General features: G+C 37.6%; 24 protein-coding genes. 7 read left to right on the forward strand and 17 right to left on the reverse strand.

Annotation, left to right across the window (positions count from 1 at the left end; genetic code table 11):
* Positions 1 to 342 precede the first annotated feature (342 nt).
* On the reverse strand, positions 343 to 978 hold the full coding sequence (locus tag FZF09_RS05670; protein ID WP_158735602.1) for a class I SAM-dependent methyltransferase: 636 nt from the start codon (positions 976 to 978) through the stop codon (positions 343 to 345).
* Between the two features lie 353 nt (positions 979 to 1,331).
* Between FZF09_RS05670 and FZF09_RS05675 the strand changes: the two genes are divergently transcribed.
* Positions 1,332 to 2,561, forward strand: coding sequence for a dicarboxylate/amino acid:cation symporter (locus tag FZF09_RS05675; RefSeq protein ID WP_158735603.1), 1,230 nt, complete (start codon positions 1,332 to 1,334; stop codon positions 2,559 to 2,561).
* Positions 2,562 to 2,794: 233 nt separating this feature from the next.
* On the opposite strand, the gene FZF09_RS05680 is transcribed toward FZF09_RS05675, so the two are convergent.
* The 6 genes from FZF09_RS05680 to FZF09_RS05700 form a co-directional block, all read right to left on the reverse strand.
* Positions 2,795 to 3,694 carry an endonuclease/exonuclease/phosphatase family protein gene (locus FZF09_RS05680; protein WP_233269405.1) on the reverse strand — a complete coding sequence of 300 codons (900 nt, stop codon included), beginning with the start codon at positions 3,692 to 3,694 and terminating at the stop codon, positions 2,795 to 2,797.
* A gap of 513 nt (positions 3,695 to 4,207) precedes the next feature.
* On the reverse strand, positions 4,208 to 4,750 hold the full coding sequence (locus tag FZF09_RS05685; RefSeq protein WP_233269406.1) for an alpha/beta hydrolase: 543 nt from the start codon (positions 4,748 to 4,750) through the stop codon (positions 4,208 to 4,210).
* A 92-nt stretch (positions 4,751 to 4,842) separates the two neighbouring features.
* Positions 4,843 to 5,991, reverse strand: coding sequence for a substrate-binding domain-containing protein (locus tag FZF09_RS05690; RefSeq protein WP_158735605.1), 1,149 nt, complete (start codon positions 5,989 to 5,991; stop codon positions 4,843 to 4,845).
* Positions 5,992 to 6,079: 88 nt separating this feature from the next.
* Positions 6,080 to 6,658, reverse strand: a complete 579-nt coding sequence (locus FZF09_RS05695) for a hypothetical protein (protein WP_233269407.1) — start codon at positions 6,656 to 6,658, stop codon at positions 6,080 to 6,082.
* A 231-nt stretch (positions 6,659 to 6,889) separates the two neighbouring features.
* The gene (locus FZF09_RS22970) at positions 6,890 to 7,021 is read right to left on the reverse strand and encodes a hypothetical protein (protein ID WP_255450372.1); all 132 of its coding nucleotides are present in this window, start codon (positions 7,019 to 7,021) and stop codon (positions 6,890 to 6,892) included.
* 108 nt (positions 7,022 to 7,129) lie between these two features.
* Entirely contained in the window at positions 7,130 to 8,230 is a 1,101-nt protein-coding gene (locus tag FZF09_RS05700; RefSeq protein ID WP_158735607.1) for a 2-aminoethylphosphonate aminotransferase, read from the reverse strand.
* A gap of 269 nt (positions 8,231 to 8,499) precedes the next feature.
* On the opposite strand from FZF09_RS05700, the gene FZF09_RS05705 reads away from it, so the two are divergent.
* The gene (locus tag FZF09_RS05705) at positions 8,500 to 9,603 is read left to right on the forward strand and encodes a UDP-N-acetylmuramoyl-tripeptide--D-alanyl-D-alanine ligase (protein WP_158735608.1); all 1,104 of its coding nucleotides are present in this window, start codon (positions 8,500 to 8,502) and stop codon (positions 9,601 to 9,603) included.
* 57 nt (positions 9,604 to 9,660) lie between these two features.
* Positions 9,661 to 10,746 carry a D-alanine--D-alanine ligase gene (gene ddlA / locus FZF09_RS05710; protein ID WP_158735609.1) on the forward strand — a complete coding sequence of 362 codons (1,086 nt, stop codon included), beginning with the start codon at positions 9,661 to 9,663 and terminating at the stop codon, positions 10,744 to 10,746.
* Positions 10,747 to 10,966: 220 nt separating this feature from the next.
* On the opposite strand, the gene FZF09_RS05715 is transcribed toward ddlA, so the two are convergent.
* Both FZF09_RS05715 and FZF09_RS05720 read right to left on the reverse strand, forming a co-directional pair.
* Positions 10,967 to 13,246 (reverse strand): S-layer homology domain-containing protein, encoded by a 2,280-nt coding sequence (locus FZF09_RS05715; protein ID WP_158735610.1) that lies wholly within the window; start codon positions 13,244 to 13,246, stop codon positions 10,967 to 10,969.
* Positions 13,247 to 13,553: 307 nt separating this feature from the next.
* Positions 13,554 to 13,967 carry a DoxX family protein gene (locus tag FZF09_RS05720; protein WP_158735611.1) on the reverse strand — a complete coding sequence of 138 codons (414 nt, stop codon included), beginning with the start codon at positions 13,965 to 13,967 and terminating at the stop codon, positions 13,554 to 13,556.
* A 139-nt stretch (positions 13,968 to 14,106) separates the two neighbouring features.
* Here FZF09_RS05720 and FZF09_RS05725 point away from each other — a divergent pair, with 139 nt between their 5' ends.
* Together FZF09_RS05725 and FZF09_RS05730 are read left to right on the forward strand one after the other, a co-directional pair.
* Positions 14,107 to 14,430: a winged helix-turn-helix transcriptional regulator gene (locus FZF09_RS05725; RefSeq protein WP_158735612.1), complete on the forward strand. Its 324-nt coding sequence runs from the start codon at positions 14,107 to 14,109 to the stop codon at positions 14,428 to 14,430.
* Between the two features lie 135 nt (positions 14,431 to 14,565).
* A complete protein-coding gene (locus tag FZF09_RS05730) occupies positions 14,566 to 15,180 on the forward strand; it encodes an abortive infection system antitoxin AbiGi family protein (protein ID WP_158735613.1) in 615 nt (204 codons plus the stop codon).
* 58 nt (positions 15,181 to 15,238) lie between these two features.
* On the opposite strand, the gene FZF09_RS05735 is transcribed toward FZF09_RS05730, so the two are convergent.
* The gene (locus tag FZF09_RS05735) at positions 15,239 to 16,675 is read right to left on the reverse strand and encodes a carbon starvation CstA family protein (RefSeq protein WP_158735614.1); all 1,437 of its coding nucleotides are present in this window, start codon (positions 16,673 to 16,675) and stop codon (positions 15,239 to 15,241) included.
* 299 nt (positions 16,676 to 16,974) lie between these two features.
* On the opposite strand from FZF09_RS05735, the gene FZF09_RS05740 reads away from it, so the two are divergent.
* The gene (locus FZF09_RS05740) at positions 16,975 to 17,457 is read left to right on the forward strand and encodes a hypothetical protein (protein WP_158735615.1); all 483 of its coding nucleotides are present in this window, start codon (positions 16,975 to 16,977) and stop codon (positions 17,455 to 17,457) included.
* Between the two features lie 169 nt (positions 17,458 to 17,626).
* Here FZF09_RS05740 and FZF09_RS05745 read toward each other — a convergent pair whose 3' ends face one another.
* Both FZF09_RS05745 and FZF09_RS05750 read right to left on the reverse strand, forming a co-directional pair.
* Entirely contained in the window at positions 17,627 to 18,019 is a 393-nt protein-coding gene (locus tag FZF09_RS05745; protein WP_158735616.1) for an acyl-CoA thioesterase, read from the reverse strand.
* Positions 18,020 to 18,107: 88 nt separating this feature from the next.
* Positions 18,108 to 19,145, reverse strand: coding sequence for a TDT family transporter (locus tag FZF09_RS05750; RefSeq protein ID WP_158735617.1), 1,038 nt, complete (start codon positions 19,143 to 19,145; stop codon positions 18,108 to 18,110).
* Positions 19,146 to 19,453: 308 nt separating this feature from the next.
* Between FZF09_RS05750 and FZF09_RS05755 the strand changes: the two genes are divergently transcribed.
* Complete coding sequence (locus FZF09_RS05755) at positions 19,454 to 20,119, forward strand: haloacid dehalogenase type II (RefSeq protein WP_158735618.1); 666 nt, start codon at positions 19,454 to 19,456, stop codon at positions 20,117 to 20,119.
* 136 nt (positions 20,120 to 20,255) lie between these two features.
* Here the strand turns inward: FZF09_RS05755 and FZF09_RS05760 are convergent, their stop codons facing one another.
* From FZF09_RS05760 to FZF09_RS05780, 5 genes are all read right to left on the reverse strand, one after another.
* Positions 20,256 to 21,098, reverse strand: a complete 843-nt coding sequence (locus tag FZF09_RS05760; protein ID WP_158735619.1) for an ABC transporter permease — start codon at positions 21,096 to 21,098, stop codon at positions 20,256 to 20,258.
* Positions 21,095 to 22,075 (reverse strand): ATP-binding cassette domain-containing protein, encoded by a 981-nt coding sequence (locus FZF09_RS05765; RefSeq protein ID WP_233269408.1) that lies wholly within the window; start codon positions 22,073 to 22,075, stop codon positions 21,095 to 21,097. The genes FZF09_RS05760 and FZF09_RS05765 overlap by 4 nt, the downstream gene beginning before the upstream one ends.
* Positions 22,076 to 22,953: 878 nt before the next feature.
* Entirely contained in the window at positions 22,954 to 24,180 is a 1,227-nt protein-coding gene (locus FZF09_RS05770) for a sensor histidine kinase (protein ID WP_158735621.1), read from the reverse strand.
* Between the two features lie 3 nt (positions 24,181 to 24,183).
* Positions 24,184 to 24,327 carry a hypothetical protein gene (locus tag FZF09_RS05775; RefSeq protein WP_158735622.1) on the reverse strand — a complete coding sequence of 48 codons (144 nt, stop codon included), beginning with the start codon at positions 24,325 to 24,327 and terminating at the stop codon, positions 24,184 to 24,186.
* A gap of 180 nt (positions 24,328 to 24,507) precedes the next feature.
* Entirely contained in the window at positions 24,508 to 25,278 is a 771-nt protein-coding gene (locus FZF09_RS05780; protein ID WP_158735623.1) for a response regulator transcription factor, read from the reverse strand.
* Positions 25,279 to 25,317 lie beyond the last annotated feature (39 nt).

A 25,317-nucleotide genomic window follows, 5' to 3' on the forward strand; every position in this document is an offset into this window, starting at 1 on the left:
GTAACCACCGCTACCTTATTTACTAATGCAATTGTTTCCTCCTTTTTATAATTCGTATATACAACTATACTTAGTATATCATTATATTCTGAACATTCAATATTTTATTTAAAATTAAAGGGTATTCTTGTAATTATATATTTAAAGAATAGTTCCACTCTATTTATTCTAAAGGAGCTTATTATATTCTTAAGAGAAAGATTCTAATTCTTATCGATTTTTCCAGATAATCAGTTACTAAAAAGGTAATTCGGTGACTCTCCTTTTAAAAAGAGGGATTAATAAAACCCTTCTTAACATGAACATCACTTGTCATAAAAAAGCATTCTAAATATGAAAGCTTCAAACGCTGTTAAATACTTTGTTTTTGCTAATAACAATCTTTCGGTACATACCATTAAACATTATTGATTCATCCTGTTTAACAGTTAAATTTTCTTTGTTTTTCTCATACAATGTTTCAAAGTTTACCCCGATATCAGTCCCTAAAAGCTTGATAAACGGTCTAATTATTTTTTTCATAAGAGAAAGTTTCTTTCCTTTAGGCGAAAACTTATCAAAAATGATAATCTTTCCATCCGGTTTTAGTATTCGTACCATCTCCTTCATACACTTATCTGTGTCAGGAACAACGGATAGAACAAGACTTGCTGCTACAACATCAAATTGATTATCTTTAAAATGCATATCTTGAGCATCCATTTTAAAAAACTGAATGGAAGAAGATTGGAATTTTGCTTTTGCCTTCTCAAGCATTTCATGAGAGTAGTCTATAGCGGTAATATGTAAATCCTTATGATTAATGAGTTCCAAGTCTGCCCCTGTTCCCACTCCAACAAATAGAATATGTTGAGTTTCACCAAATTCCTGTCCTTGAAATATCTTCTTGCGAGCCTCGAGAAATTTCCCTGAATTAAACAACTTATCGTATATAGGCGGCCAAAATTTATATATTGCTGTATTCCAGCGATTGTTCATTTTTCACCTCGTTATCTAAAACAACTTTTCAACTCTTTTATTCATAGTTTAAGTGTAACATTCTACCAACAGTTTTTAATTAGTATTTTCACTCTTGCTATTATTTCATTATGCAGCCCTAAAACGGTCGTATTTCCTTATTATAAAAATACGATAGATGGTAAGATTGATAAAAAAAAATGGAACGTTTATTCTTAAACAAGCTGAACCAAGCCTTAGCTCTTATATTTAGAAGCTGACAATAGAAAGCTGCAAATCCTTTTGTATTGAAATCCAAGCTTACAGATTGGACATATTCGAATGATAGAGATACAATTACCCATGATCATTTTAAGAAAAGGAGGTAATGTATAATGGTGATGTTGAAACGATATGTAGAAGTGCCATTAATTAAAAAAATCACCTTCGCTCTTATTCTCGGTATTTTAGCTGGCTTTATCTTCGGTGAAAAAACGGAAGTACTTGCACCGTTTGGGGACCTGCTGCTTCGCCTGCTTCAATTCATTATCGCCCCGCTGATTTTCTTTACACTAATTGTCGGTGTCAACCAGACAAAGATTACCCATTTAGGACGCATGGGCGGAAAAGTGTTTGTATATTATCTTATTACTTCAGCACTAGCTATTATGATTGGAATTGGGGTTGCCAGCCTGTTTAATCCTGGTTCAGGCATGACGCTTGAAGGAAATGAAAGTGTCGAAGTTCCAGAAAACCCTGGTGTTGTAAACGTCCTGTTAAACATCGTGCCAGAAAACATCGGTACAGCTTTTACAGAATTGAACCTTCTCGGAATAATCTTTACTGCACTTGTTTTCGGGATTGCTATTTCCTATTTGAGATCATCTAAAGAACAAAGCGAGTTTGGTGAGCGAGTCTATCGTATAGCAGATTCGCTCAATGAAACGACGCTCACCGTCATGAAAGGTTTGCTGCAATACGTACCGATTGGTATATTTGCGATTATTGCCGACGTCGTTGGAAGTCAGGGCATAGACACCCTATTCTCGTTAGGGAACTTCATTTTTGTATTGTACGTGGCTCTTTTCATACAGCTTTCAGTCTATATTGTCTTTTTGCTTTTCATAAAAAAACGCCCAGGGGAATTTTTCCGTGAAGCACGGAGTCCGATGATTACTGCATTCGTAACACAAAGCAGTTCTGGAACACTTCCGCTTACGATAAACGCAGCTAAAAATCTTGGTTTGCCTAAAAGCCTGTATGGTTTCAGCCTGCCGTTTGGAGCAACGATTAATATGGATGGTGCTGCTATTCGTATTGCAGTATCTACTGTTTTTGCTGCTAACATTATCGGAGAACCACTTAGTTTTGCAGCAATGCTGCAGGTTGTCCTGATTGGTACCCTTGCATCAGTCGGTACGGCTGGTGTCCCCGGTGCCGGCATCATTATGATTGCAACGGTATTTTCCCAACTCGGCCTCCCAATGGAAGCTGTTGCCTTACTCGCAGCAGTTGATGTCTTGATCGGAATGGGGGCTACTTGTTTAAACGTTACCGGTGATCTCATTGGTACGACAGTGATAAATAAAACGGATGAAAAAAAGAAAGAAAACGTAAAGGCATAATGGTCTACAGTGGCTGCTCCAAAAGCACTTAAAATGAACACCTGTTGTGAAATAGGAGTTTTCACAACAGGTGTTTTTTGCGTATTTTGCTGTTTTCCTGAAAACAAGGAAGTTGTCGGTGCTAGCGAAATCAAAAAGTGAGTAAAACCTTACACGCTGGAAAAGATGCATTTTCAGCCGACAACCGTCCAAATATTTGATGTATCACTAATCTTTAGACATTTTCTTTAGTGTTATGGTAAATGAATATCCGCAACAACCGGGTAATGATCACTAGGGTATTGACCATTTTTTTGGTAGTCTACGATAGCAGTTGTCTCAGTCGTCACATCCTCACTGGAGAGAATCCAGTCGATTCTATTATCCGCTCCTCCTCCAGAAGGGTTGTCAAAACCATTAAACGTACCGAGATGTTCATTAATTCTTGTCTGAGCAGCAGCCCAAGTATCAACGAAAGGCCCCTGTTCCGTGAGAATACGGTGAGGTTCACTGTCAGGTCCTGCATTAAAATCACCCGTTACAATAATTGGAACGTCGGGATCAAATTCTTCTATTTTTTCAGTAATAAGCTCAGCACTTTTCTCTCTAGCCTCTGTGGAGATATGATCAAAATGAGTGTTTACGAAATAGAGGGGCTTGTCCGTTTTGGTATCAAGAAATTTAACCCAAGTGACCATCCGCGGGATCGTATTCCCCCATGAAGTGGACCCAACCACATCGGGAGTATCTGATAACCAATAATGGTCATATTCTAAAGGAGTAAAGCGGGTTTCATCATAATAAACAGCCATAAATTCTCCTTTATCTCCTCCCTCTCGACCTAAACCAATCCAATCATAATTAGGTAAATCATTATCCACGTCTTTTACTTGTTGATAAACAGCTTCTTGTGTTCCAAAAATATCAGGCTGCTCCATGCGAATAACCTGACGAACCGTGGAACGTCTCTCCTCCCACGTATGCGGGGATGAATCAAAATTATTCATATACCTCAAGTTAAACGTCATTGCCGTTAAGTCTGTCTTTGTTGAAGGTTTTTCTAAGGCAAAGGCCTCTGTTGAAAAAAGAAATAAGTTTCCAATCAGTAAGATAGAAAATGACCACAGAAAAAAAGATTTCACTACTGCTTTCACATTAAATCCCTCCTATGAAATGTTTTACAAATAGAGAATACCAAAAAGATGTAAATTTCCTACTACAGTTACATAAAGCTTTACATGGCCATAATTAATAAAATTTATCTTTGAAGCTGATAAAAGCAGCAAACTTCTCATTTTGCAGGAAATTACTCCCATACCTATTTCACTTTTTTTTCCTACTAGGTTTCGAACAGTAAATATATCCCCATTTTTTCACGATAAATCATGCTAAAGTCACAGATTTTGATACCTTTTCCTTTGTCAGTGAAAAAGTTGATATTTTCTTTATTTTCTCTTTACATTTTTCCGTTATTGTCATAGACATAAAAAATATAGGACGCAACACATTGTATAGAAAAATGAAGCAATACCTTATATCTAAACCATTTTGAATAACTAAGTGTAAAAAATCGCCATCGTTTGGTTTCATCACCTAAAAAGGATTAGGCAATTTTTTATATAAATAGATAGATGAAGGACTTGCTCCTGCTAAAAAGGAAATAGATCTTACAATCTATGAATATCATTCACCAGCTCCGGCAAACCTTTTTTGAACCAATGTCCGTCATTAAGAATTCGGGAAGCTGCATACTGAATCTTTTCTAAGTAGTGTGTTTGGTGTACTAAGGGTACTACTTCATCATTGCTGCTATGATAGAAAATAATTTGCGGTATAGAAGGAAGATTCAAATGAAAATTTTCTTGTAGTATAAACTCTCCGCTCTGCCAATTTTTATCCTTCCCCCAATAAGGTGCTGCAATAATAAACAATCCAGCAATGCGAGGTGTGCACGTTTCTTCGGAAAGATATTTTAATAGAACCGACCCGCCCAATGAGTGACCGATAAGGATAACTTCAGAGTCCAACCTCATAAGTTCTTTTTCAATTTGCTCTTTCCATCTCGTATACTTAGGATTTCCCGGCTCGGGCATTTTTGGATTAGAAATATTGTTTTTACCAAATGCCTTTTGTAAACAAAGTATCAACTCACTATTCTCCTGATGAGATCCTTTCATCCCTGCCCCATGAATGAATAATACTTTTTTCATTCTTAACTCCTTTAGAAACATTGTGTTATTTCATTCAAAACCCTTCCATTGCTAATACATTCCACCATTATACATATCTCGTGTACTAATACTTAAAAATCATCAAGCGGTACATAACCTGTTTTTTCAATTAACGTTTGCCCTTGTTCAGATAACATCCATTCGATAAACGGTTGGGCGTGTGAATTGTCTGTTCCATTTGTAATGGCATAAAAATGGCTAGTAAATGGGTACTCATCTGCTTGGATTGATGGCACATCTGGACGTATATCATTCACTTTCAAAAGCTTGATCCCGTTGTTTTCCACCATTTCTGTGGCGAAATAACGATAAGAAAAGCCGATTGCATTTCGGTGGTTGCGATAATTTGATGCTTTCTCAATAACCCCGCCCATGCCGGTGACTCGTTGATCGGTGGGCGGGTCCATAATCGATTTTCCATCCATCATCTTTTGCAGTCCCGTCTGGCTCCCGCTGCCTTCAGGTCTTTGAAAAGCAATGATTTCTTGATCACGCCCTCCTACTTCTTCCCAGTTCGTGATATCGCCTGCGTAAATGTTCTGGAGTTCCTCTACCGTCAAACTTTGAACAGGGTTACTTTCGTGTACGAAAAAAACGAACGCTTCCTTCCCAATAGGTGTTTGTTCTATATCGGACAACTTTGATTCTTGCTTATCAGAAGGGCCCGCTGCAAATATCATATCCACTTCATGATTTGCCAAACGATCATAAGCACGATTTGTCTTTGAAACAACCACTTCACTTTGACTAGATGCACTATGAGGATAACTATCCTCTGGGTAAACGGCACGAACAAACGCAGCATACACCGGATATAAAGCAGTAGCACCGTCCAGGGTCAGCAGATTATCTTTTATTTGGAAGGTTGAACTTTCTTCCAATTTTACAGTCTGCGTATTTTCATGAAACGGTTCATATGTTGTCAAATCTACTTCTGCATTTTGTATTTCGATATGACTCATATAAGCTTCATAACTACCATAACCAACCAGGGGAACGGCAAATATAGTAAAGGGTATAAGAATTCGCTTCCTTTTTGAAACACGGGTGAATACCCCTGAAATAAATAAATTTCCTATAATTAATACAGTTGCGGCTATTATTCCTACATATATATAACCATTCTGAGTTGAGGTCAATAACGAAAAAACGACTGCTATGAAACTGAAAAAACCAAATATAACAGTGAATACGATAATGCCAAAAATTCGCTTTGCCACGGCTGCCAACTCCTTTCACTTCCATTATTCGTATAAAATTAAATAAGGCCTGTGTTCACATCCTATTTCCGTTTTCATTATTCGAATTTTATTCAATAGATAATTTTTCCTCTACCCCTTTTTCTTTTAACTTAGTAATTCCCCCGTATTCAAATTCAGATTTTCCATGTTGAATAACCTCAATATCAAAAGTTCTCGGATATGTATCGTCTATATTTAAAATAGCTATTTGAATGTCGTCATTAAATAAATATTCACTCGTATTGGGGCCTTGTTCTATTAATGAATCAATTGCCTCTTCAAAGGCAAAACCAGTATCAAATTTGTCTTGTATGGCGTAATGGTATAACGCCAAGTAGTCTTGTTTGAATTCTGGTTCGGCAGGTCCTATCATTCGGGTACGCATCCGTAGTTCCCCTGTTTCTTTATCAAGAAGTTGAGTGCTATGGTCGACCGCAATCGCATCTTTTAACCAAAACTCAAAAAGACCAGTCGTTTCTAATTCACTAAAGTCTTCAAAGCTATACTCCCCGTTTTGAACCAAATGATAAAAACGCTCCGCTCTTTCGTTTCCATAGTCATTAAGCTGAGACTTACTTACTGTTATTTGATCATTACATGCTGTTGAGGCAAATAACACCCCTGCCCCAACCAATATAGATTGCAATATATTTTTCCTCATCTTTACATCTGCCTTTCGTTGTGTCTATGGATTTAATTCATGAAATTTTACTACCTTCTTTAGAAAGCAGCATTCCATCCAACAATGATTTTCACAGGTACATACGAAAACGAAGGCTATTAGGTTGCAGCTTGGGGATACTGCCCATGAAATAGAATCGGGCCTTTTGGAATATAAAATATTCCATCAAAAGATTTGTCTTCTTAACATTAATTTTCATATAAGAAAAGCGCAAGCGCCTTGCTCACAAGCGACAAGTCCTGGAGGGGCGGCATATGGAAAGCTGATCTTTGCTTTCCATTGATGAACCGAAGGAATCTCGAGCGAGTAGGCGCTTACGCTAGACATGTAAAACGCCAAATCTTTATAATTTCTTACCTTTAAAAAAAACCTACCTACATGGGTAGTAACATAAGATTTCTCTGTTGTTTTCCATTACCGTACCTTCTATTCAACTTAAATGGTATGGAGGTATTTTTCCATCACATGTAAAAAATGCTGGATGTCTTTTTCTGTAATATCTCCAATGTTTGCGATACGAAAAGAATTCGCTGGTGCCAATTTCCCTTTATAAATAGTGATTCCGTGCTGCTTAAGATACTCATGCATTTTTTCAAAATGATAGGATTTGTTTGTTGGCTCATAGACGGCAGAAACAAGTTTGGAATGATGTTTTGGAGCTACGACTAGATTCAGTCCTAATTTTTTCAAACCATTCGTTAACAAGTTCCAACAACGAATGTACCTTTCATACCTTTTGTCGACCCCTTCTTCCATCAATTCTTCTAAAGCAGTATTTAAAGCATAAAGAGTCTGAACAGGCGGAGTGAAGCGAAAGAGATCAAATGTTTCAAAATGTAAATATTGGTCATAGAGATTTAAATAATAGTTTTTTGCTTTTACCTTTTTTAACTTTTCAAACTCATCCTTTGCCCCAATTACAAACGAAATTCCTGGCAGCCCTTGAATATTTTTATTTGCACTTCCGGCCATAAATGAGACTTTCCACTTTTCCATATCAATGGGAATTGCTCCAAATGCGCTTACCGCATCTACTAACAAGCTAATGTTATTGGACTTACAAAGGCGGCTTAATGATTCGATATCGTTTAATAAACCTGTAGATGTTTCGTGATAGACAACTGCTAGATGAGTAATTGCTGTTTTTTGTTTATTCATGAATTGCTCCAGCTCTGTTATCTTAATGGGTTTATCAAGGGGACTTTTATATTCGGCCACAGATATCCCATACGCCTTCGCCATTTCTAACATTCTAGCACCGTACACCCCATTGTTAATCACACATAAATGGCCGTCTCCTACGGTTGAACTGATTATCGCTTCTACAGCAGCTGTGCCAGATCCGCCAAATAAGATCGTTTGGTATCTATCGCTAGTTGCTGCTATACCACTGATCATGGAAGAAACTTTCGTAATCAACTGTTGAAACTCTTTTTCCCTCGGACTTTTATCAGGAATAACCTGTGCCCGTTTCACCTGATCGCTAGTAGTGACCGGCCCAGGATTTAAAAGAAGGTGTCTCGTTTCTTTCTTCATTTTCTCACTCCTTTTTTCATTTATTCAAAAATCTATTACATTTACTTGTACACTTTTTATAATATTCCTTGCTATAAGAAGGGGGATGGGCCAGTGGCAGGTGAATCTATTAAATCAATTTCTTAACCATTACAAGCCATTACATTAAACCACATCTTATCACATAGTAAAAAAGCCTTTTTCACAATACTAGGAGCTTTCATTGCACAAGCTCTATTTTTGAAAATAATATAAATAGAAAAGACAAAAATCTAACAGGAGGAAAATGTATGGCAGCCAAGATTCCTAAAATTCCTGCTATTGGAGTGACAGGGAGTGCTGGAAAGTCAACTACCACTGCTTTTATTTATTCTATTTTTAAAACAAAGTGGAAACATGTACTAAAAACACGAGGAAATCGTAACCTGCCTAAGCATACTAAAAGGTATGTGCAACAAATTAACCCTTCTCATAAAGCGGTCATTTTAGAAATGGGATTAGGCAGAGAAGCAGGGAAATATCACTTTCGTTATCTCAAACCTAATTTTGGAGTCATCACAAATGTCGGAACCGCCCATTATGGAAAATTAGGAAACAGTATTAAAGCAACAGCCAAAAAAAAATCGGCTATGGCTAAATATATGAACCCTAAAGGGACACTACTCATCAATAATGATGACAAGAACTCGAAACTTCTCTCTACCAAAAAATTTAAAGGCAAGCTAGTGACAGTAGGAATAAAAAAACATGCTCACTACCAAGCAAAAAATATCAAGTATTCCAAAAACGGTGTATCTTTCAGCGTTCGCTTAAATAGAAAAATAGAACGCTTTTTCATCCCGACATTCGGTGATCACAATGTGATTAATGCACTGTTTGCGATTGCGATAGCACATCGACTCCGGTTTTCTCCACGACAAATAAGATTGGGGTTAAAAAGATTTAAACCCCCCAAACGAAGGTTAAATGTTATTTCATTACCTAAAAAATCTCTATTAATCGATGACACGTTTAATGCAAACCCCCAATCCGTAAAAGCAGCTACGGATGTACTAGTAAAGCTAGGCAAACGTAAGAAAAAAATAGCCGTCGTTGGAAGTATGCTGGAATTAGGGAGTTATTCAAGGAAAGGACATCATAAAGTAGGTAAATATTTAGCACGAAAAAGAATGGATAGGATATTCGTATTTGGAGTGAAAGCAAAGCAGATAAAAAGAGCAGCTATTTCTAGAGGCTATCCTTCTAAAAAAATTTATGCCTATACTGATCGTTACCAATTACACAATAAGTTAAAAAATTATGTCTCTGCGAACACCATTATATTAGTTAAAGGATCACACCGCATGAGAATGCGGGATACGGCTGAATTTGTCGCAAGATATAGTCTAAAATAATATGGAAAAAAACGATAGTTACGTAAAAACACCTATAAATACAAGAGGAGGTGAAACATGAAACAAAAAGTAGGGTTGCTTTTTGGCGGAAAATCAACGGAACATCAGGTTTCTTTACAATCGGCCAAGAGTGTCTATGAGGCCATTGATAAAGATAAATACGAGGTTCTTCTTATTGGAATAGATAAAGAAGGAAATTGGAACTTTTATCATAATATAGACACCTGTCTAGTAAATATAAATAATCCAAATAAGATTGCATTAAGAAAATCCGACAAACGCCTTGCGTATTTCCCTGGAAAAAAACGCTATTCCTTTTTTGAATGGCCAAGTGCTGCTCCATTTGAGAAAATAGATGTTATTTTTCCGTTAGTTCATGGAGGTACAGGCGAAGATGGCAGTATGCAAGGATTATTGCAGTTAGCGAATATACCGTTTGTAGGTCCTGGTGTTTTAAGTTCTGCTGTTTGCATGGATAAAGATATCACAAAACGGCTGCTCCGTGATGCAGGGTTAAGCGTCGCCAATTCCTTTACTTTTACAAGAGAGATGAAAAATACCATCCAATTCAATAAATTGAAAGCAAAATTAGGAACACCGATGTTTATTAAACCAGCTGATCAAGGGTCATCTGTAGGGATCAGCCAAGTCGAAACGGCAGAAGAATTCTCGCAAGGAGTAAATCAAGCTTTTCATTATACCAACAAAATTATAGTGGAAGAAACAATAGCAGGAAGAGAACTAGAATGCGCCGTGTTAGGGAATGATTCCCCCGCTGCATCTATACCGGGAGAAATTTCAAAAAAACAATCATTTTATTCTTATGAAGCAAAATATATCAATGAAGACACTCAATTAATGATCCCTGCAGACCTAAATGATAGCACCATCCAAAAAATTAAAAAGGAAGCGGTAAAAGCATTTAAAGCTTTGCATTGCGAAGGCATGGCAAGAGTCGATTTTTTCCTCACCAAGGAAAAAAGATTAATTATTAATGAGATCAACACCCTTCCTGGCTTTACACTCCGAAGTATGTATCCAAAATTATGGGAGGCAAGCGGTCTTTCCACTCGTGAACTTATTAATACCCTCATTCAATTAGCAATGGAAAGACAGAAAAATAACGAGACATTAAAAAGCTAAGATAAAATGTCTTAGCTTTTTTCCAGCCTCATCTTATTTTACTAAATAAGGTAGGTGTTCGAGAAGTCAACGCATCGATTATACGACAATTTTATTCAGCAGCATAAGTATAATGTAATATCCCCTGTAAGATTTATTTTTCTCTAAAATTCTGTCAGTATAATGAGAAGCTGGCCTGGGCAGTACTTTTCTGCCAAGCCAGCTTCTCCTTTCATGCCTTTTAATACCTTTCTTCTAATGCTCCTATACTGTAAGAACCATGAATAACAACCCCGTGCGTATAGGCATAGATTGTATCGCCTCTTTGCTCAAGCGTGAAACCTCCATATGAATAAAAGTCGCCAAGACCTTTTTCAGGGTTTGTGGTTTCTCCGTTTTCATTTATAATTTCAACCGTCATTTCGTTTTTGTCTTTAAAAATATAAAAACCGCTTTGTTTTCGTTCAATAAATTCGAACATATCTTCCGTTCCATACAAAATTTCAAATTGGCTCTCTTCTTCGTTTAAACGTATGAGGTAATAAGAAGGTTCTCCTCTGTCATCATCTACTCGTGCCCTTGCATAAATCACGTTATTAATATATTCATGTCCTAAAATTTCGGCTTCATTTTCAAAAGGCAAACTCCATTCTTCCCACTGGAAGCCGCTGCTATCCCCAACAATAGCGTGATATTCGTCAGTGTGCCGTCTTTCTGCAGCAAGAAATTGGTCTTTCTCTGCCAGGTGTGTTACTAGACTTGGTTCATTACTGCTTACTTGCTCATATTCAAATGATTCAAACGTACCGTCTCCCGTATTCATTGCATAGATCACGGTATTTCCTGCTTTATCTCTATGATAGCGAAAAGATTCTAACTGGAGAAACACTATATCTCCATCGGTATACGCATTACCATGATACCTATTATCTTTCACATCTCTTTCGGCAACTTTTTCATCTTGAATAACATAAATATACGTTTTATCTTCCACATCGACTCCAATAATATATCCATTTCCATCGTTAATCTCTGCTTTCCATTCATAACTGTCATGGACAGAAAGACTCATATTTTCTTCGAGTGTTTCGATTTCTTCAGCATCGAGGTCCCATCGGTACAATGAATGCTCACTAAGAATATATAGAGAGTTTCCAAATGCTTTTATGTCGAGGAATTCACCATCTCGAATTTTGTTTTTCTTGCCCGTTTTTTGATTCATTGAATAGAGCCCTTCATCCGTGCCGATGATAAGCCGGCCTTCTGTAAGATATAGTTCATTTGCAGACTCACCGTGCAGTTGTTGTTGGTCACTTCCATCGATTGAGCTGCGGTATACAGCGGTGTCAGTGCTGTAATACATCGTATCGTCATCGTATTCTAATACATAGTATTGATCACGTTCCTGATCAAAAAAAATGTTTTTACTATTTAAAGTCATCGACTGCAAGGATTCACGATTAGACCCGTCCAAGTCTGCTCGCTTCCATTCGGCTTTTTCTGGTCTGTCTGTCGTGCCAAACGTGAAATAGTACAGTTGGTTGTCATGAATATAAGGAGCTTGGACCGATTCATTGATCACTTTTTCTTTGCCGCTGCCATCCGTACGGACGCGAAACAGTTGAAAGGAATCTTTACCAGAGTGGGTATCAACGTAACCACTGAATGTGTAGTAGATCCACCCATCATGAAGCAGCAGCTGGGTGCCCTCTGTTAACGCACTTCCATCATTAGCTGGATTATCCCCGCAGTCACACGTATAATCCTCTCCGATGTCTTCTCTCGTTAGCACAAACTCCTTTTCTTTGTTTTCATTTATACGCACTAGCTCTTTGTCTTGAATGGTATATGTCCAGCCGTCTTCTTCAACTTCGAGGCCTCGTTTTGCATCATCTTTTGGAGCAGGCGATTCACCTTTTTGCTCAGGATTCATAGCATTCTCTAGAAAAACAGAAAATTGACCACGTGTTGTTTGATTGCCCGGCCGGAATGTCCCGTCCTCATACCCACTGGCAATACCGTTTGCAGCAATTGTACTTATATCCGTGAAACTCCAATAGTTGGGCCCGACATCAGTAAACATTTCTTCGTCTGACTTTTTAAGATTGAATCCACGCCGAATTACGGCAGCCATTTGTGCACGCGTAATATTTTCTCCAGGCCGGAACTGTTCGCCGCTCCCTCTCATGATTCCTTCTTCACTAATTGTGCTAATGATGTCTTTTCGATCATTATTATTTGAGACGTCCTCATAACCGGCATCTGGCCTGTTATCGGTATCAAGATCAAGCGCATTTACCATCATCGCTGCTGCTTGTGCTCGGGTAATCGGTTGATTCGGCTGAAACGAACCGTCCGGATAGCCGCTGATAACCCCTTCCTCTGTTAAATACTCAATACTTCCTTTTGCCCAAAAGTCATCCGAGACATCGTTGTAATGGGCCGCGTCTGCTTCTGGTGCAGTACATAACATGACCGCTGCTCCTGCTAACCCTGCCGCATAAACACCTAATTTCTTCATTTTTTCCACTTCCTTTTTATTACCTACCAATCGGTTTCCTTTTTCATTGGGTATTTTTAAACAGCTGGGAATATAGTCAGCTGTTTATTCTATTATTCTAGCACATTAATTGGATATAACTGTTTTTTAAAGAACAATTTTCCTACCTTTATTGAAAGTAAGTTTTTTGTTAGCGGACACCAAACGATAAGATTAAGACAAAAGCCTAATTTCTCCATTACGTAGAAATTAGGCTTTCAATGCATGTTTTATTCGTTTGGCTATTGTAAAAACCAATGAGATCTAATTATTTACGTGGAAATATAATTTATACTTCTGCTCGTTTACTATAGCCTTGTTTTGACTGAAAAAAGATGTTGTCTAGTGAAAGGGCCATTCGGTTTGCCAATAAAACATAAACAGACATCGCTAATAGAGCTAAATCAAATTCAAATCCATCCAAAAATCCAGCGGAAAATTTCACCGTAAACATAGCACCTATTAAAATAATGACGAATAAAATGGATACTATTTTCGTCCCGAGACCTAATATCAACGCCAGACCGCCAATAAGCTCAATAACAGCAACAATATAAGCTAAAAATCCAGGAACACCAATACTTTCAAAGAATCCAACGGTATTGCTGATTCCCGCTTGAAATTTGTCCAGCCCATGAATGAAAAATATGAGACCTAAAACAATTCTTAAGATGACAGCTCCTACCTCTTGTTTGCTTACCATCCTTTACCACTCCTTTTTGTTTTCTCTATTAATTACTTTTCGTAAGTAAGTTTACTTTAATAACTTAATTACTTCAATAAATTAATTTACTAATAGTAAAAAGTAATGGTAAAATCTCCTCACAAGGAGTGATAAAAACATGAATAATTCTCATCTCTGCCCTAAATTTGAAAAAGCAATGAATATAGTAAGTAAACGCTGGACCGGCTTAGTTATTTACCAGCTGCTTTCAAGCCCCCAACGTTTTTGCACGATACAATCCTCTATTGGAATAAGTGGACGACTCTTATCGGATAGGTTAAACCATTTAGAAAATGAGGGCATTGTAAAACGAGAAGTATATCCGGAAACACCTATTCGAATTGAATACTCGCTGACTGAAAAAGGATTAGCGTTAAAACCACTGATGAAAGAATTAGAAATTTGGTCGCAAACGTGGGTAGAGCTTGAAGATAAGAAATAAAAGAATGGGTCAAGTTAAAGTTTCCTCGAGCAACCTATCCTTTCAGAACAGGAATATCCATACCGATTATTATCAATACTGAAAATCAAGGTCCTTATATTTTCTTCAAGAAATAACTTTAAGGATGGATAAATCATGCAAAGATACTACTCCAACATATATTGGCATTTTACAGGCAGCCCAAGTGATGTGGATTGGAAAAAAATCAAAAAGCCAAAAGAATTAAAAGATTATCCACCAAAAACGATTAAAGACACGTATGAAACATTAGAAACTATTCTTTTATCCAAAACGTTAAAAGCAACAAGTGCGGAGAAAGTTTCCTCTACAGAAGAAACCGCACCGTTTTGCTGTGTTTGTGATATTCCATTAAAAGATTTAGATTATCATATGAAGTATTATGGAAAAGTAGCGATCGGCTTTAATCATAAAGCAATTCACGGAAACTTTAATCCTGTTTTATATATAGACCCCGAACATATGCCTTATATAAATCACTCCGTATCCCTAAAAGACGGAAGCAAAAGCCTGATAAATTTAATCAAGCATACGAATTTCGGCGTGGAGCGGGGTGAATCCTTTTACGGGGAAAGAGAATGGCGGTATATTGGGGATTACCGATTTAACGAATCGGATGTCGAAGTAATTATCGTTCCAAAAGATTTTAAAGACAAGTTAATACACTTTCTTCAGCAGAACCATTACGACGACACGACCGTTCTTACATGGGAGCTGATTCAATTACTTTAAAATATTACCATAACAAAAGCTACCCTTCGACTTGTTGAAGGATAGCTTTTTTCTTCATTTACGCCGCATGGGAAGCTGCGCTGTCTTGCTTTTTCTTTTTATATTTCATTATTTGAGCTACATACCAAACGATGACGAGGGACGTCAGGGAGAACCCGATGATCATCGATAATTGATAGTCCAGGTTTAACCCTTCCGGTGCGTAAAAGATGTAGGTACAAACGACACCTGTCATAAAAATAGCCGGGATCCCGCAAATCCAGTGGAGTTTATGGTGTTTTAATAAAAATATCGCTGCAGTCCACAACATAAACGTTGCCACGACTTGGTTTGTCCATCCCACATATCTCCATAAGAACGTGTAGTCAATCGTTGCTAAGAAAAAGGTCGGAATCGCAACAGGAATACTAACGAACAAGATTTTTATTTTGCTTTCCATATTGATAAATTTAGCAAGTACATCCGCTAAGATCATTCTAGACGAACGAAGCGCCGTATCCCCTGTTGTAATCGGTAAAATAACTACGGTCAAAATCGCGAGGATTCCGCCGATCGTTCCAAGAAGCGACGTTGAAATATCATTAACAACACCAGAAGGCCCTCCTGCATCAAGAGCTCCTTGTAAGCCTGCCGTACCGTTAAAGAACGTCATTCCAGCAGCTGCCCATACAAGTGCAATCACACCTTCTGTAATCATGGCGCCATAAAAAATCTTGCGGCCATCGGATTCTTTTTTCATCGTCCGAGCTATAATAGGACTCTGCGTACAATGAAATCCTGAAATAGCACCGCATGAGATCGTAACCATAAGAAGCGGCCAAATTGGCAGTTCGCCAGGATGTAAATTTTCGACAGTTACGTTTGGTATCGGTTGTTCAGAAAACATCAGTGCAATCGCTACAGCAGCCGCCATAATCAGCAAGATTGCCCCAAAAAGAGGATAAATGCGCCCAATGATCCGATTAACCGGTAAAATCGTGGCAATCACAAAATAAGCAAAAATTAGCACCAGCGCCATAATAAAACTAAGTGATGTAATTTGAGAAATTAATTGGGCAGGACCGGCAGTGAACGCGGCAGCCACTAAAATCATTAAAACTAACGATACCCCATTAATAAAAGCTTTCGCATACTTCCCTAAATACCGTCCCACTAAGGAAGGAAATTGAGCACCATTATGGCGCAAAGACATCATTCCAGAAAAATAATCATGAACCGCGCCTGCAAAAATACACCCAACGACAATCCAAATAAAAGCGGCCGGTCCATATAACGCGCCAGCAACTGCACCATATATGGGTCCTAAACCAGCAATATTTAATAATTGAATCAAATTACCTTTCCACCAGCTCATCGGTACGAAATCTAAATTATCTCTTTTTGTATAAGCCGGAGTAGCTGCTTTATCATCTATTACAAAAACTCGTTCTACGAATTTTCCATACACTATATAACCAACTATAAGTAAAAGGATTGCTCCCAAAAAAGTGATCATGCTGTTTCCCTCCTGCTGTTATTCCTCTATCAAATATGAATATACTAACACTTATTTATAGTCGAATCAATCTGAGTAGTCTATCTTTTTTAAAAAGTCTAAAGTGCCAGATATTCCGTTTCTTAATTCGTTAAAAACGGAACTTGTGAAAGTTACAGATGGCGTTCATTTATTTTGTATAATAACGTCGACAAATGTAAAACGATTACAACAGGGTTTTTGTTTATTTTGTAGAAATGAATAGTATATGGGTAACGTCATTACAAAACGATACACACTAAAGAGGGAAGGTGAATGGTATGTTCAAATGGATGCCACATAAAGAGCAGGAAATGTGTGAGAGAAAACTTAATAAGGTTATGAAACGTTTAAAAATTGAAAATTTTAATTTCAATTGGGATCGAAGCAGTTGTTTTATTGAATTTAGTTATCAAGAAAAGTCGTACAAGATGGAACACTCTGTTCTAAAAGCCAAGAAAAAGGGCATTATTTTAAGGAACGGATTGGATTGTTTACTCGAATTAATTCGATCCCTTGAAGATCTGAGTGAAATCATTGATAGAGGGACATATAAACTCGAAATTTGGCTTCATGGCATGAAACAGTCATCGGCAGCTGAAGAGATCCCTGAATATGAAGAAGAATTCCATATAAGATATAAGACATTACGGAAGCAAAAGACTGAATCTAACAGGAATGAGGATTTTGTACAAGTTGCACCAGAAGCCTCTCTTAGAAATTTTAACCGAGCCCAGATTCTTCAACGATCTGAGCGTGAATAGAGACTTAACTTAAATAAACATAAGCTCACCTATATATACTTTTTCTCTTCCTACTTTTTAAAAATAATCTTATAAGCTTAAAAACAAGATTCATTCAAAAACGGAACCATATGTAAGACAGGCGCTTTCTTATTTAAGAATGGCGCCTGTTTTCTAGAAGTGAATAAGGTTACGGGAAACATTGAATGATCTCTTTAGCAATAGCTATACTTTTTCTTGCTTCTTTATCAAACATCACGTTAATAACCGTACCCTCTAATATCACTTCCTCTTTTTCGTTGATGATGGTTTGTTCAAAAGTAAAGCTTTTTTTCCCTATCTTTACTGGCTTCGTATTTATTTGCAGCTGTTCTCCTAGTCTTGCTTCTTTCTGAAAGGAGATGTCTAACCTTACTACTACTGTCCCTAAGTTTTGTTCTGCCATATCGGCAAAAGATAAGCCAGCCTCTCTATACCAATGGCCGCGCCCTTTTTCTAAGTATGAAACAAAAACACTGTTATTCACATGGCCTACTTCATCAATATCCTCTTCTTTGACTTCCACTTCTGTATTAGTTATCAAACAGAATCACTACCTTTCGTATTGCGCTCTATGTCTTTTATTTTCACAATAGCTTTTAAAATTCCTTTTTATTTTTTATGAAACACTATTAAAATGGAAGTACACTCTTTTTCCTTTGAGAAATGGGCCATTTCGATTCCACCCATAAACCAATCTCGACAACCAAAGTGACTAATACCATCCACGCCCAAAACGACAAGAAACTTTCATGAAAATTATACATTGCATTCATATAATAAGGGTTTTCATGCATTGTCCATGAAAAGGCGAAAAACATTCCAAAAGTAAAATTCCTTGCCCACTGACTAATATTATAAGTGAAAACCCCTACTTTCCAGCCAAATTGTCGGATTCGCTTCACGGCTCTTGTTATTTCTATCATCTCAACAATAATCAATAACGTAAACACAACTAACCAGAAAATCATTATAAATAAGGCCGACATCCATTGAGATGAAACGATCGCCAAGCCTGTTATGGATAAAGCCCCATGAATAATACAGTTGGTATTCGTCCAATCTTCTGCAAGAGACCATTGTTTTGCTTTTCCATAACGAATCCCGATCAAAAACACACCGCATATATAAAAGAAAATACCTAGCACCATGACAACTACTTCCAGTGAATCCGGGAGAAACGGAAATACTTCTACCCACACGATAACAAGCGATTGAGTTGCAACGGTTGACAACAAAATAACACCATGGATGGAGTGTCTTCTAGGCTGCTGAAATAATTGTTTAAAGTTATATACACAACTGACCAAGAAAAGAAACCAAAGTATGGTGTTTATTACCGCCATGACTTGAACCACTGCACTTAATTCAGGAAAATACTTTATGATGACATTACATAAAACCGAGATACCGGCAATCCAAGTCCCCGTCACAAAAGAATTAACTGGATTTTTTAAAAAGGGAAGTAAAAAATCTTTATGAAAAAATTGAAAAGTGAGCGATTTATAAACCAGTAATGCTATCACCGCAAGCACTACGGTAAGTGTCTCTCCCATTACATGATCTAAGAAAGGAAAGGCTTCAATTGCAGCATAAAGAAAAATCCCCAGCGCCATAATGACAGACCCTGAAGCCGGATTTATTATTTTCATATTATCTTTGGACCTCATACACATCTCACCCGCTACTTTAATCATACACCCTAACATTATATGATTACTTGCCTTTATGGAAAAGGACTTCTTGGAGTTTGTGTGATAATTTTGTTAAATTAGCCATAGCTAAGTGCCTCCAATGCTTGTTTTTTATATTTTTTTCTACTATTCAATTAATAGAAGGTAAAATGTTCGTGACGTAGAAGATTGGTAGAAGATTGAATGATGAATAATACACGAACAATCTCTTTCCTTTTTTAAGGACTGGCCTTTTTCAACCAGAGTTGTTGTAGGTTGTATAACATTTGGAGAGGAGTGTTTAAATGACGGGGAAAAAGGTATTTGCTTTTGATGTTTACGGTACCTTATTTGATGTTCATTCCATAGCAAAAACATGTGAAGAATATTTTCCCGGCTTTGGAGACGCTATTAGTGCGATGTGGAGAGAAAAACAAATTCAGTACACGTTTTTGCGGCAGGCCATGGGAACGTACCGCCCGTTTTCTTATGTAACAAGGGATGCTCTGCAATTTGCAGCTGCATTTTATGACAAAGAGCTTACAGCGTCACAAGAAGATGATCTCCTAGAAGCATACAATTCTCTAGAGCTCTACCCCGAAAGCAAACAAGTTTTACAAATGTTAAAAGATCACCAATATTTACTGCTAGTATTTAGCAACGGTTCTCGTGATATGCTTGAACCGCTTTTAAAACAAGCTGGAGTTGATACATACATTAACCATATTTTAAGCGTGGATGACGTAAAACAATACAAACCATCCCCCGCCTCTTACCAGTTGATTTTAGAAAACATACATTACCGCCGCGACAAAATAACTTTTTTATCAAGCAATGGCTGGGATATCAGTGGAGCAAAAGCATTTGGATTTACGACTGCTTGGATTAACCGCTCCGGACAGCCCGTAGAAAAGCTGCAGTTGACACCGGATTATACCTATACTTCGTTGCTGCCGCTTATGAATTGGTGAATTTCAAGTAGGATAAAGAAGTAGGAGCAAGCCGCTCCTACCCCAACATTAGACATAAAACCTATAAAAATCTATGAAAGTATTCTTATATCTAAATGGATCATACACAAAAACCTATGCGGGCTTACCGTTCTTTTTACTTTTTATTTCGATACATGTACATCGTCAGCGGAGCAAAAATGGCAGTTATAATGGCCGAGGCGAGCAAGATCCAGCCGACCTGTTCCCACGTAACAGCACCGTGCATGGATCCTCTAACTCCAGTGACGAGCAGTGAGATGGGATTAATGTCTACGAATCCCTGCAGCCAGGAAGGCAAGGTTTCAGGATCAACGAACACGTTGCTGACAAACGTCAACGGAAAAATCACCATCATGCTTGCCATCATAAGCGATTTTTCTGAGCGCATGATTAAGCCGAGTGTTGTCCAGACCCACGATAAACTGAATGAAAAGATTAACAACAAAATCAGTGCACCTAATACACCAGCTAAGCCGCCTTCTGGTCGAAAGCCAAGAATCAGGCCCAGCACCATCATAATCGTTGCAGCCATGGTGTAGCGAACCGTGTCGACAAGCAACGCGCCAACAAGTGCTGAGGGAAGCCATATCGGTAATGTCCGAAAACGATCAAACACGCCTTTTGTAATGTCATTGTTCAAGTCTACACCAGTATACATGGTAATTTGTGATACTGTCATAACAAGTATCCCTGGGAGAAGGAATTGTAAGTATTCACTCGTCGAACCTGCAATCGCACCGCCAAATAAATAAGTGAACATAAGTAAGAAAATAACAGGAAAAACGGTAACGTCAAACAATTGTTCCGGAACATGTTTGATTCTAAGCAGCGCACGTGAAGCAAATGTTAGAGAGGAAGACAAAGGATTTGGTTTCGCAGGCCGGTCAGTTGATGCAATAGCCTCTCGTAATTGCTTGTCGGTCCCGCTTTGGACATTTGTTTTGTTCGTGTTCGTCATCGTGTTTCCTCCTCCACGGGCTGACCGGTTATCGTTAAAAATACTTCATCAAGACTGGGTTGTCCAAATGAAAAGTCACTGACTGAAATATTCGCTTGAGCCAGTTCTCCTAGTGTTTCAGCTGCTAGCCCGGGATCCGTCAATTGAGTGGAAAAACCAGCAGGATCAGAAGCACGCTGGACAGAGGCCTTAAGTTTGGTTTCTAATAATTCTATTGCTCTTTGTCGATTATTCGATTCAACAAGACGTACGTGCAAAGTACCGGAACCAACAGACGCTTTTAACTCCGCACTTGTTCCTTCTGCAATGATTCTGCCTTGATGAATGACACCAATACGGTCCGCAAGCTGATCTGCTTCATCTAAGTACTGCGTTGTGAGTAAGACTGTTGTTCCTTCACTCACTAATGTACGAACAATGTTCCATACTTGACTGCGGCTGCGCGGATCCAATCCCGTCGTTGGTTCATCAAGGAAAAGCAGATCCGGTGTGACAACAATACTGGCTGCAATGTCAATGCGCCGGCGCATCCCTCCTGAATATTTTTTCAGCTGCCGTTTTTTAGCTTCTTCTAAACCAAAAGCGCTCAATAACTCTTTTGCGCGCGCTTTTGCCTGCTTTCGAGAGTAACCCATCAGCCGCGCCATCATAACAAGATTTTCGATCCCGGTGAGGTCCTCATCAAGTGATGCGTTCTGACCAGTTACGCTGATCCTGCTCCGAACGGCTTTTTTTTCAGTAGCAAGGTCGTGGCCGAAAATAGTCGCTGTCCCTCCGTCTATAGGAAGCAGAGTAGAAAGCATGCGAATCGTCGTCGTTTTTCCCGCTCCGTTCGGTCCAAGAAAACCATAAACCGTTCCTTTTTGAATAGATAGATCTACACCATCAACCGCTCGGTGTTCACCAAAAAGTTTTACTAGTCCTTTGGCCTCTACAGCCAGATTAGAGGTTGACTGTTTTGATGCGTTATCGTTCACATGGATATCTCCCTTCATATTGTATTTTGTTTACATCAAGTCAACCTGCAGTCCCGTTATTGTTGAAGATACTCTGTTATGTTAAGGGGATCCTTTTAAAGGCTGAGTTTCATTTTATACGCAGTACACTCCGCCGATGACCATCCAAATCAAAAGTTTTGCAGCTTTGAATCCATTCTAAAAGAATTACTCTAGATAGATTGATGTTATAAAAATTCGTTCAGTTTGTAGAAAAAAATTTGGCTTATCACCATATAAAAGGAAACAGATTAGTTTTAGAAGTTTTACATAGTCAAATGTAAGGCTAAACTCTTTCCATTTCCCATTCACTATACTCCTTCTAGTTAATCAATATTACTGCTGTTTGCTTTAACAAAATGAATTACCGCATTTTCCCACCCCACTCTAAATTTTTCCAATTCATGAACTAAATAATATACTTCTGGAAGGAAAGGAGAATCCATTCTTTTTTACACAATTTTTACAATTGTAATCTCTTCGCCTAACACTCCACGTCCTGTAGTTAACCTGCGGTGTACTTATGTTCAAATGCCGAATGCCGTTGTTTCGCTGGTACCGTGTACTAATAAATTCCATACTTTTTAACAGCGTGAAATAGGCGTACATTAAATAATGGCACGCCTTCTTTTTATTTTTCCTTTCCGTTCAATCATTCATTATTCTGATGATATGGAAAATTTTCATCATTTTGGCCGATCTTTTTCCCTTTACCCCCATTCTCTTCTATTCTCATCTTTTGCATCATCCCTTATGTTGAAAATGATGCAGACAAACATCATGCATTCGTTCAAGTATCCGTATTACATTCGTTTCATTGCATCCACATGAAATGAATCTGTTATAAAGATAGTTAATGACTATGAATTGTTCGGAAAAACGAGCTGTACTAAAGTTCCCCCCTTTTCTCGTTTCTTTACCTTTGTTACCCCCCCTTCTTCTCCAAAATAATATTTAATACGTTTATCTACGTTTCGTAATCCAATTCCTGTCGTATGACCCTTTTGTTTGGCTGGAGGAAAGGGTGGATATTCTGAGGTTTCCCCATCTTGTATTCCTACACCATCATCAAGAATGTCGAGAAAAATTTTTTCTTCTATATTATATGCTTCTAGAGTAATATTCATTGGCTCTCCAACTGGCTCAAAGCCATGAACAATGGCATTTTCAAAAATTGGCTGAAGTGTAAAGATAGGTATGTTTATTTCTTTTATGTCTTCACTTATATCCATTTCAAAATGTAATTTGTTTCTGTATCGAGTTTGTTGAATAAATAAATAGTTTCGGACATGTTCAATTTCTTCGTGCAAAGGCACGAGCTGGTCGATGTTTCGTAAACTGTATCGTAAAATATTTCCAAGCATGTATGTTACATCTTGCGTTTGCTCGGCATTTTCAAAAAAGGCAATACGTGAAATAGTATTCAATGTATTAAATAGAAAATGAGGGTTGATTTGTGATTGGAGGACTTGAAGCTGCGTTTCCTTTAACGTTTTTTCTAAAAGAGACCTAAGCTGCAATTCTTTAATAAAGTTTTCGTTTTTATTAATGAGTTCTTTTTTTGTCAAGTAAGCGTCACCAATTTTGACTATGTAATTAGACGTTATAAACAGTAAATCAGCGATAGCTTTAATGCGAGAGTTATTTTTATATTCTAATGTTTCAAAGTAAGCAGTCAATTTTTCTTTATCCAATGGTAAATCATCTAAATCCATCTTCATATCTTCAAGGGGTTCTAGTTCTTCATCATCCATAAGCACTTGTCCACAAAGAACAGCTCCTAGATACTGTTTGCGTAAAATAATTGGTGCAGCAATATCTACTAAACCAGAATGACAGCGATGAATAACAGGCTTGCCATTATCTAATGCCATCTTTCCTACTTTTTCATCCGAAAGAATACAGCGGTGCAGCCCCTCCGTAGAGGAACGAATATAGGTACAAAAATTAGTAAAATTACTTGCCTTTGTTAAAGGAACTCCTTTAGCATCACAAATAATAACAGCAACACCAACAGCATCAGCGAACTGGTCTTGTATTTCTTGCAGCGTCCCCACATCTACAAAGTCTCGTAAATTTTTAATCACTATCTACCACTCCTGCTTATTAATGGTACTTAATATACCTATCACAATAATCAAAATTGGCGGCAAGTAACCAAAGTCTCGAAAAGGAACTTTATTATAAATACCACGTCCAATTTTTTCCTCAAAAATGATAAATAGTCCGCTCATTAACACCACACTATTAATTTATATCCATTTAGCAAAACCCAAAGCCTCATACATGGGAATTTAATACTTTAGAATCCATACATTATTCCGATACAAAGCTGTCATAAGAAAAATATAATTATTTCTGGCATCTTATTCCCTTCAAATATTTAGATGACAGTTGTTTGCTAGTTTCAATTCTTACATTATATTATTGAAATAGTGTCTGTTTATTTTTTCTTTTTTCAATGCTTGTTCGTTTTTTCTAAATTGTTTCGGAGGCATCCCCTCCATTTTTCGAAACACTCTCGTAAAATAGTTGGCATCCGTAAAACCGCAGCTTTGGCTTATTTCTGTGATCGCCTTTTGACTATTTCTTAGGTACTCTTTTGATTTTTCTATTCGTTTAACAGTAATAAATTCCGTGATTGTCATCCCGGTCTGTTGTTTAAATAATCGGCTGACGTATTGAGGATGAAGATGAACATACCTTGCAACTTGTTCTAGCGTTATTTTATGATCTAACTTTACGTTAATATAATTAGTGATCATCTCTACTACACTATTTGATTCGACGCTATCTTTCATGTCTGTCACTGTTTCATCCATAGATTCGATTACTTTTTTTATAGCTTCAATAAATTCTTCAGGTCTTACCGGCTTTAACAAAAAATCTTCTGCCCCAATTTTTATTGTGTTTAGAGCATAATCGAAATCATTGTACGCTGTTAAAAATAATATTTTTAACTGAGGAGTGTTTTGTTTCATTATCTTGGCGGCGGAAATTCCATCTAAAATCGGCATTTTAATATCCATCAATACGATGTCAATACTTTCATTACTGACTATTTCCACAGCTGAGGCTCCATTATTGGCTTCTATACATTGTTTGATTCCAGGATTATGTCGTTTCACCATCTCCATTATTACTTCTCGCTCTAATGGTTCATCCTCCGCAATTAATAGATTCAAATGAAACACCTCCATTTCCTATCATATTGACAGCGCTTT

It is taken from the genome of Alteribacillus sp. YIM 98480, from assembly GCF_009765375.1.
Classification (GTDB): Bacteria; Bacillota; Bacilli; order Bacillales; family Marinococcaceae; genus Alteribacillus.

Bases quoted from the DNA above. Each gene is read 5' to 3' on its own strand.
- FZF09_RS05700 (WP_158735607.1), bottom strand. From the start codon at position 8,230: ATGAAGAAAGAAACGAGACACCTTCTTTTAAATCCTGGGCCGGTCACT.
- FZF09_RS22970 (WP_255450372.1), bottom strand. From the start codon at position 7,021: ATGTCTAGCGTAAGCGCCTACTCGCTCGAGATTCCTTCGGTTCATCAA.
- FZF09_RS05760 (WP_158735619.1), bottom strand. From the start codon at position 21,098: ATGACGAACACGAACAAAACAAATGTCCAAAGCGGGACCGACAAGCAA.
- FZF09_RS05705 (WP_158735608.1), top strand. From the start codon at position 8,500: ATGGCAGCCAAGATTCCTAAAATTCCTGCTATTGGAGTGACAGGGAGT.
- ddlA (WP_158735609.1), top strand. From the start codon at position 9,661: ATGAAACAAAAAGTAGGGTTGCTTTTTGGCGGAAAATCAACGGAACAT.
- FZF09_RS05685 (WP_233269406.1), bottom strand. From the start codon at position 4,750: ATGAAAAAAGTATTATTCATTCATGGGGCAGGGATGAAAGGATCTCAT.
- FZF09_RS05725 (WP_158735612.1), top strand. From the start codon at position 14,107: ATGAATAATTCTCATCTCTGCCCTAAATTTGAAAAAGCAATGAATATA.
- FZF09_RS05715 (WP_158735610.1), bottom strand. From the start codon at position 13,246: ATGAAGAAATTAGGTGTTTATGCGGCAGGGTTAGCAGGAGCAGCGGTC.
- FZF09_RS05730 (WP_158735613.1), top strand. From the start codon at position 14,566: ATGCAAAGATACTACTCCAACATATATTGGCATTTTACAGGCAGCCCA.
- FZF09_RS05720 (WP_158735611.1), bottom strand. From the start codon at position 13,967: ATGGTAAGCAAACAAGAGGTAGGAGCTGTCATCTTAAGAATTGTTTTA.
- FZF09_RS05740 (WP_158735615.1), top strand. From the start codon at position 16,975: ATGTTCAAATGGATGCCACATAAAGAGCAGGAAATGTGTGAGAGAAAA.
- FZF09_RS05675 (WP_158735603.1), top strand. From the start codon at position 1,332: ATGGTGATGTTGAAACGATATGTAGAAGTGCCATTAATTAAAAAAATC.
- FZF09_RS05670 (WP_158735602.1), bottom strand. From the start codon at position 978: ATGAACAATCGCTGGAATACAGCAATATATAAATTTTGGCCGCCTATA.
- FZF09_RS05775 (WP_158735622.1), bottom strand. From the start codon at position 24,327: ATGAGCGGACTATTTATCATTTTTGAGGAAAAAATTGGACGTGGTATT.
- FZF09_RS05735 (WP_158735614.1), bottom strand. From the start codon at position 16,675: ATGATCACTTTTTTGGGAGCAATCCTTTTACTTATAGTTGGTTATATA.
- FZF09_RS05755 (WP_158735618.1), top strand. From the start codon at position 19,454: ATGACGGGGAAAAAGGTATTTGCTTTTGATGTTTACGGTACCTTATTT.
- FZF09_RS05750 (WP_158735617.1), bottom strand. From the start codon at position 19,145: ATGAGGTCCAAAGATAATATGAAAATAATAAATCCGGCTTCAGGGTCT.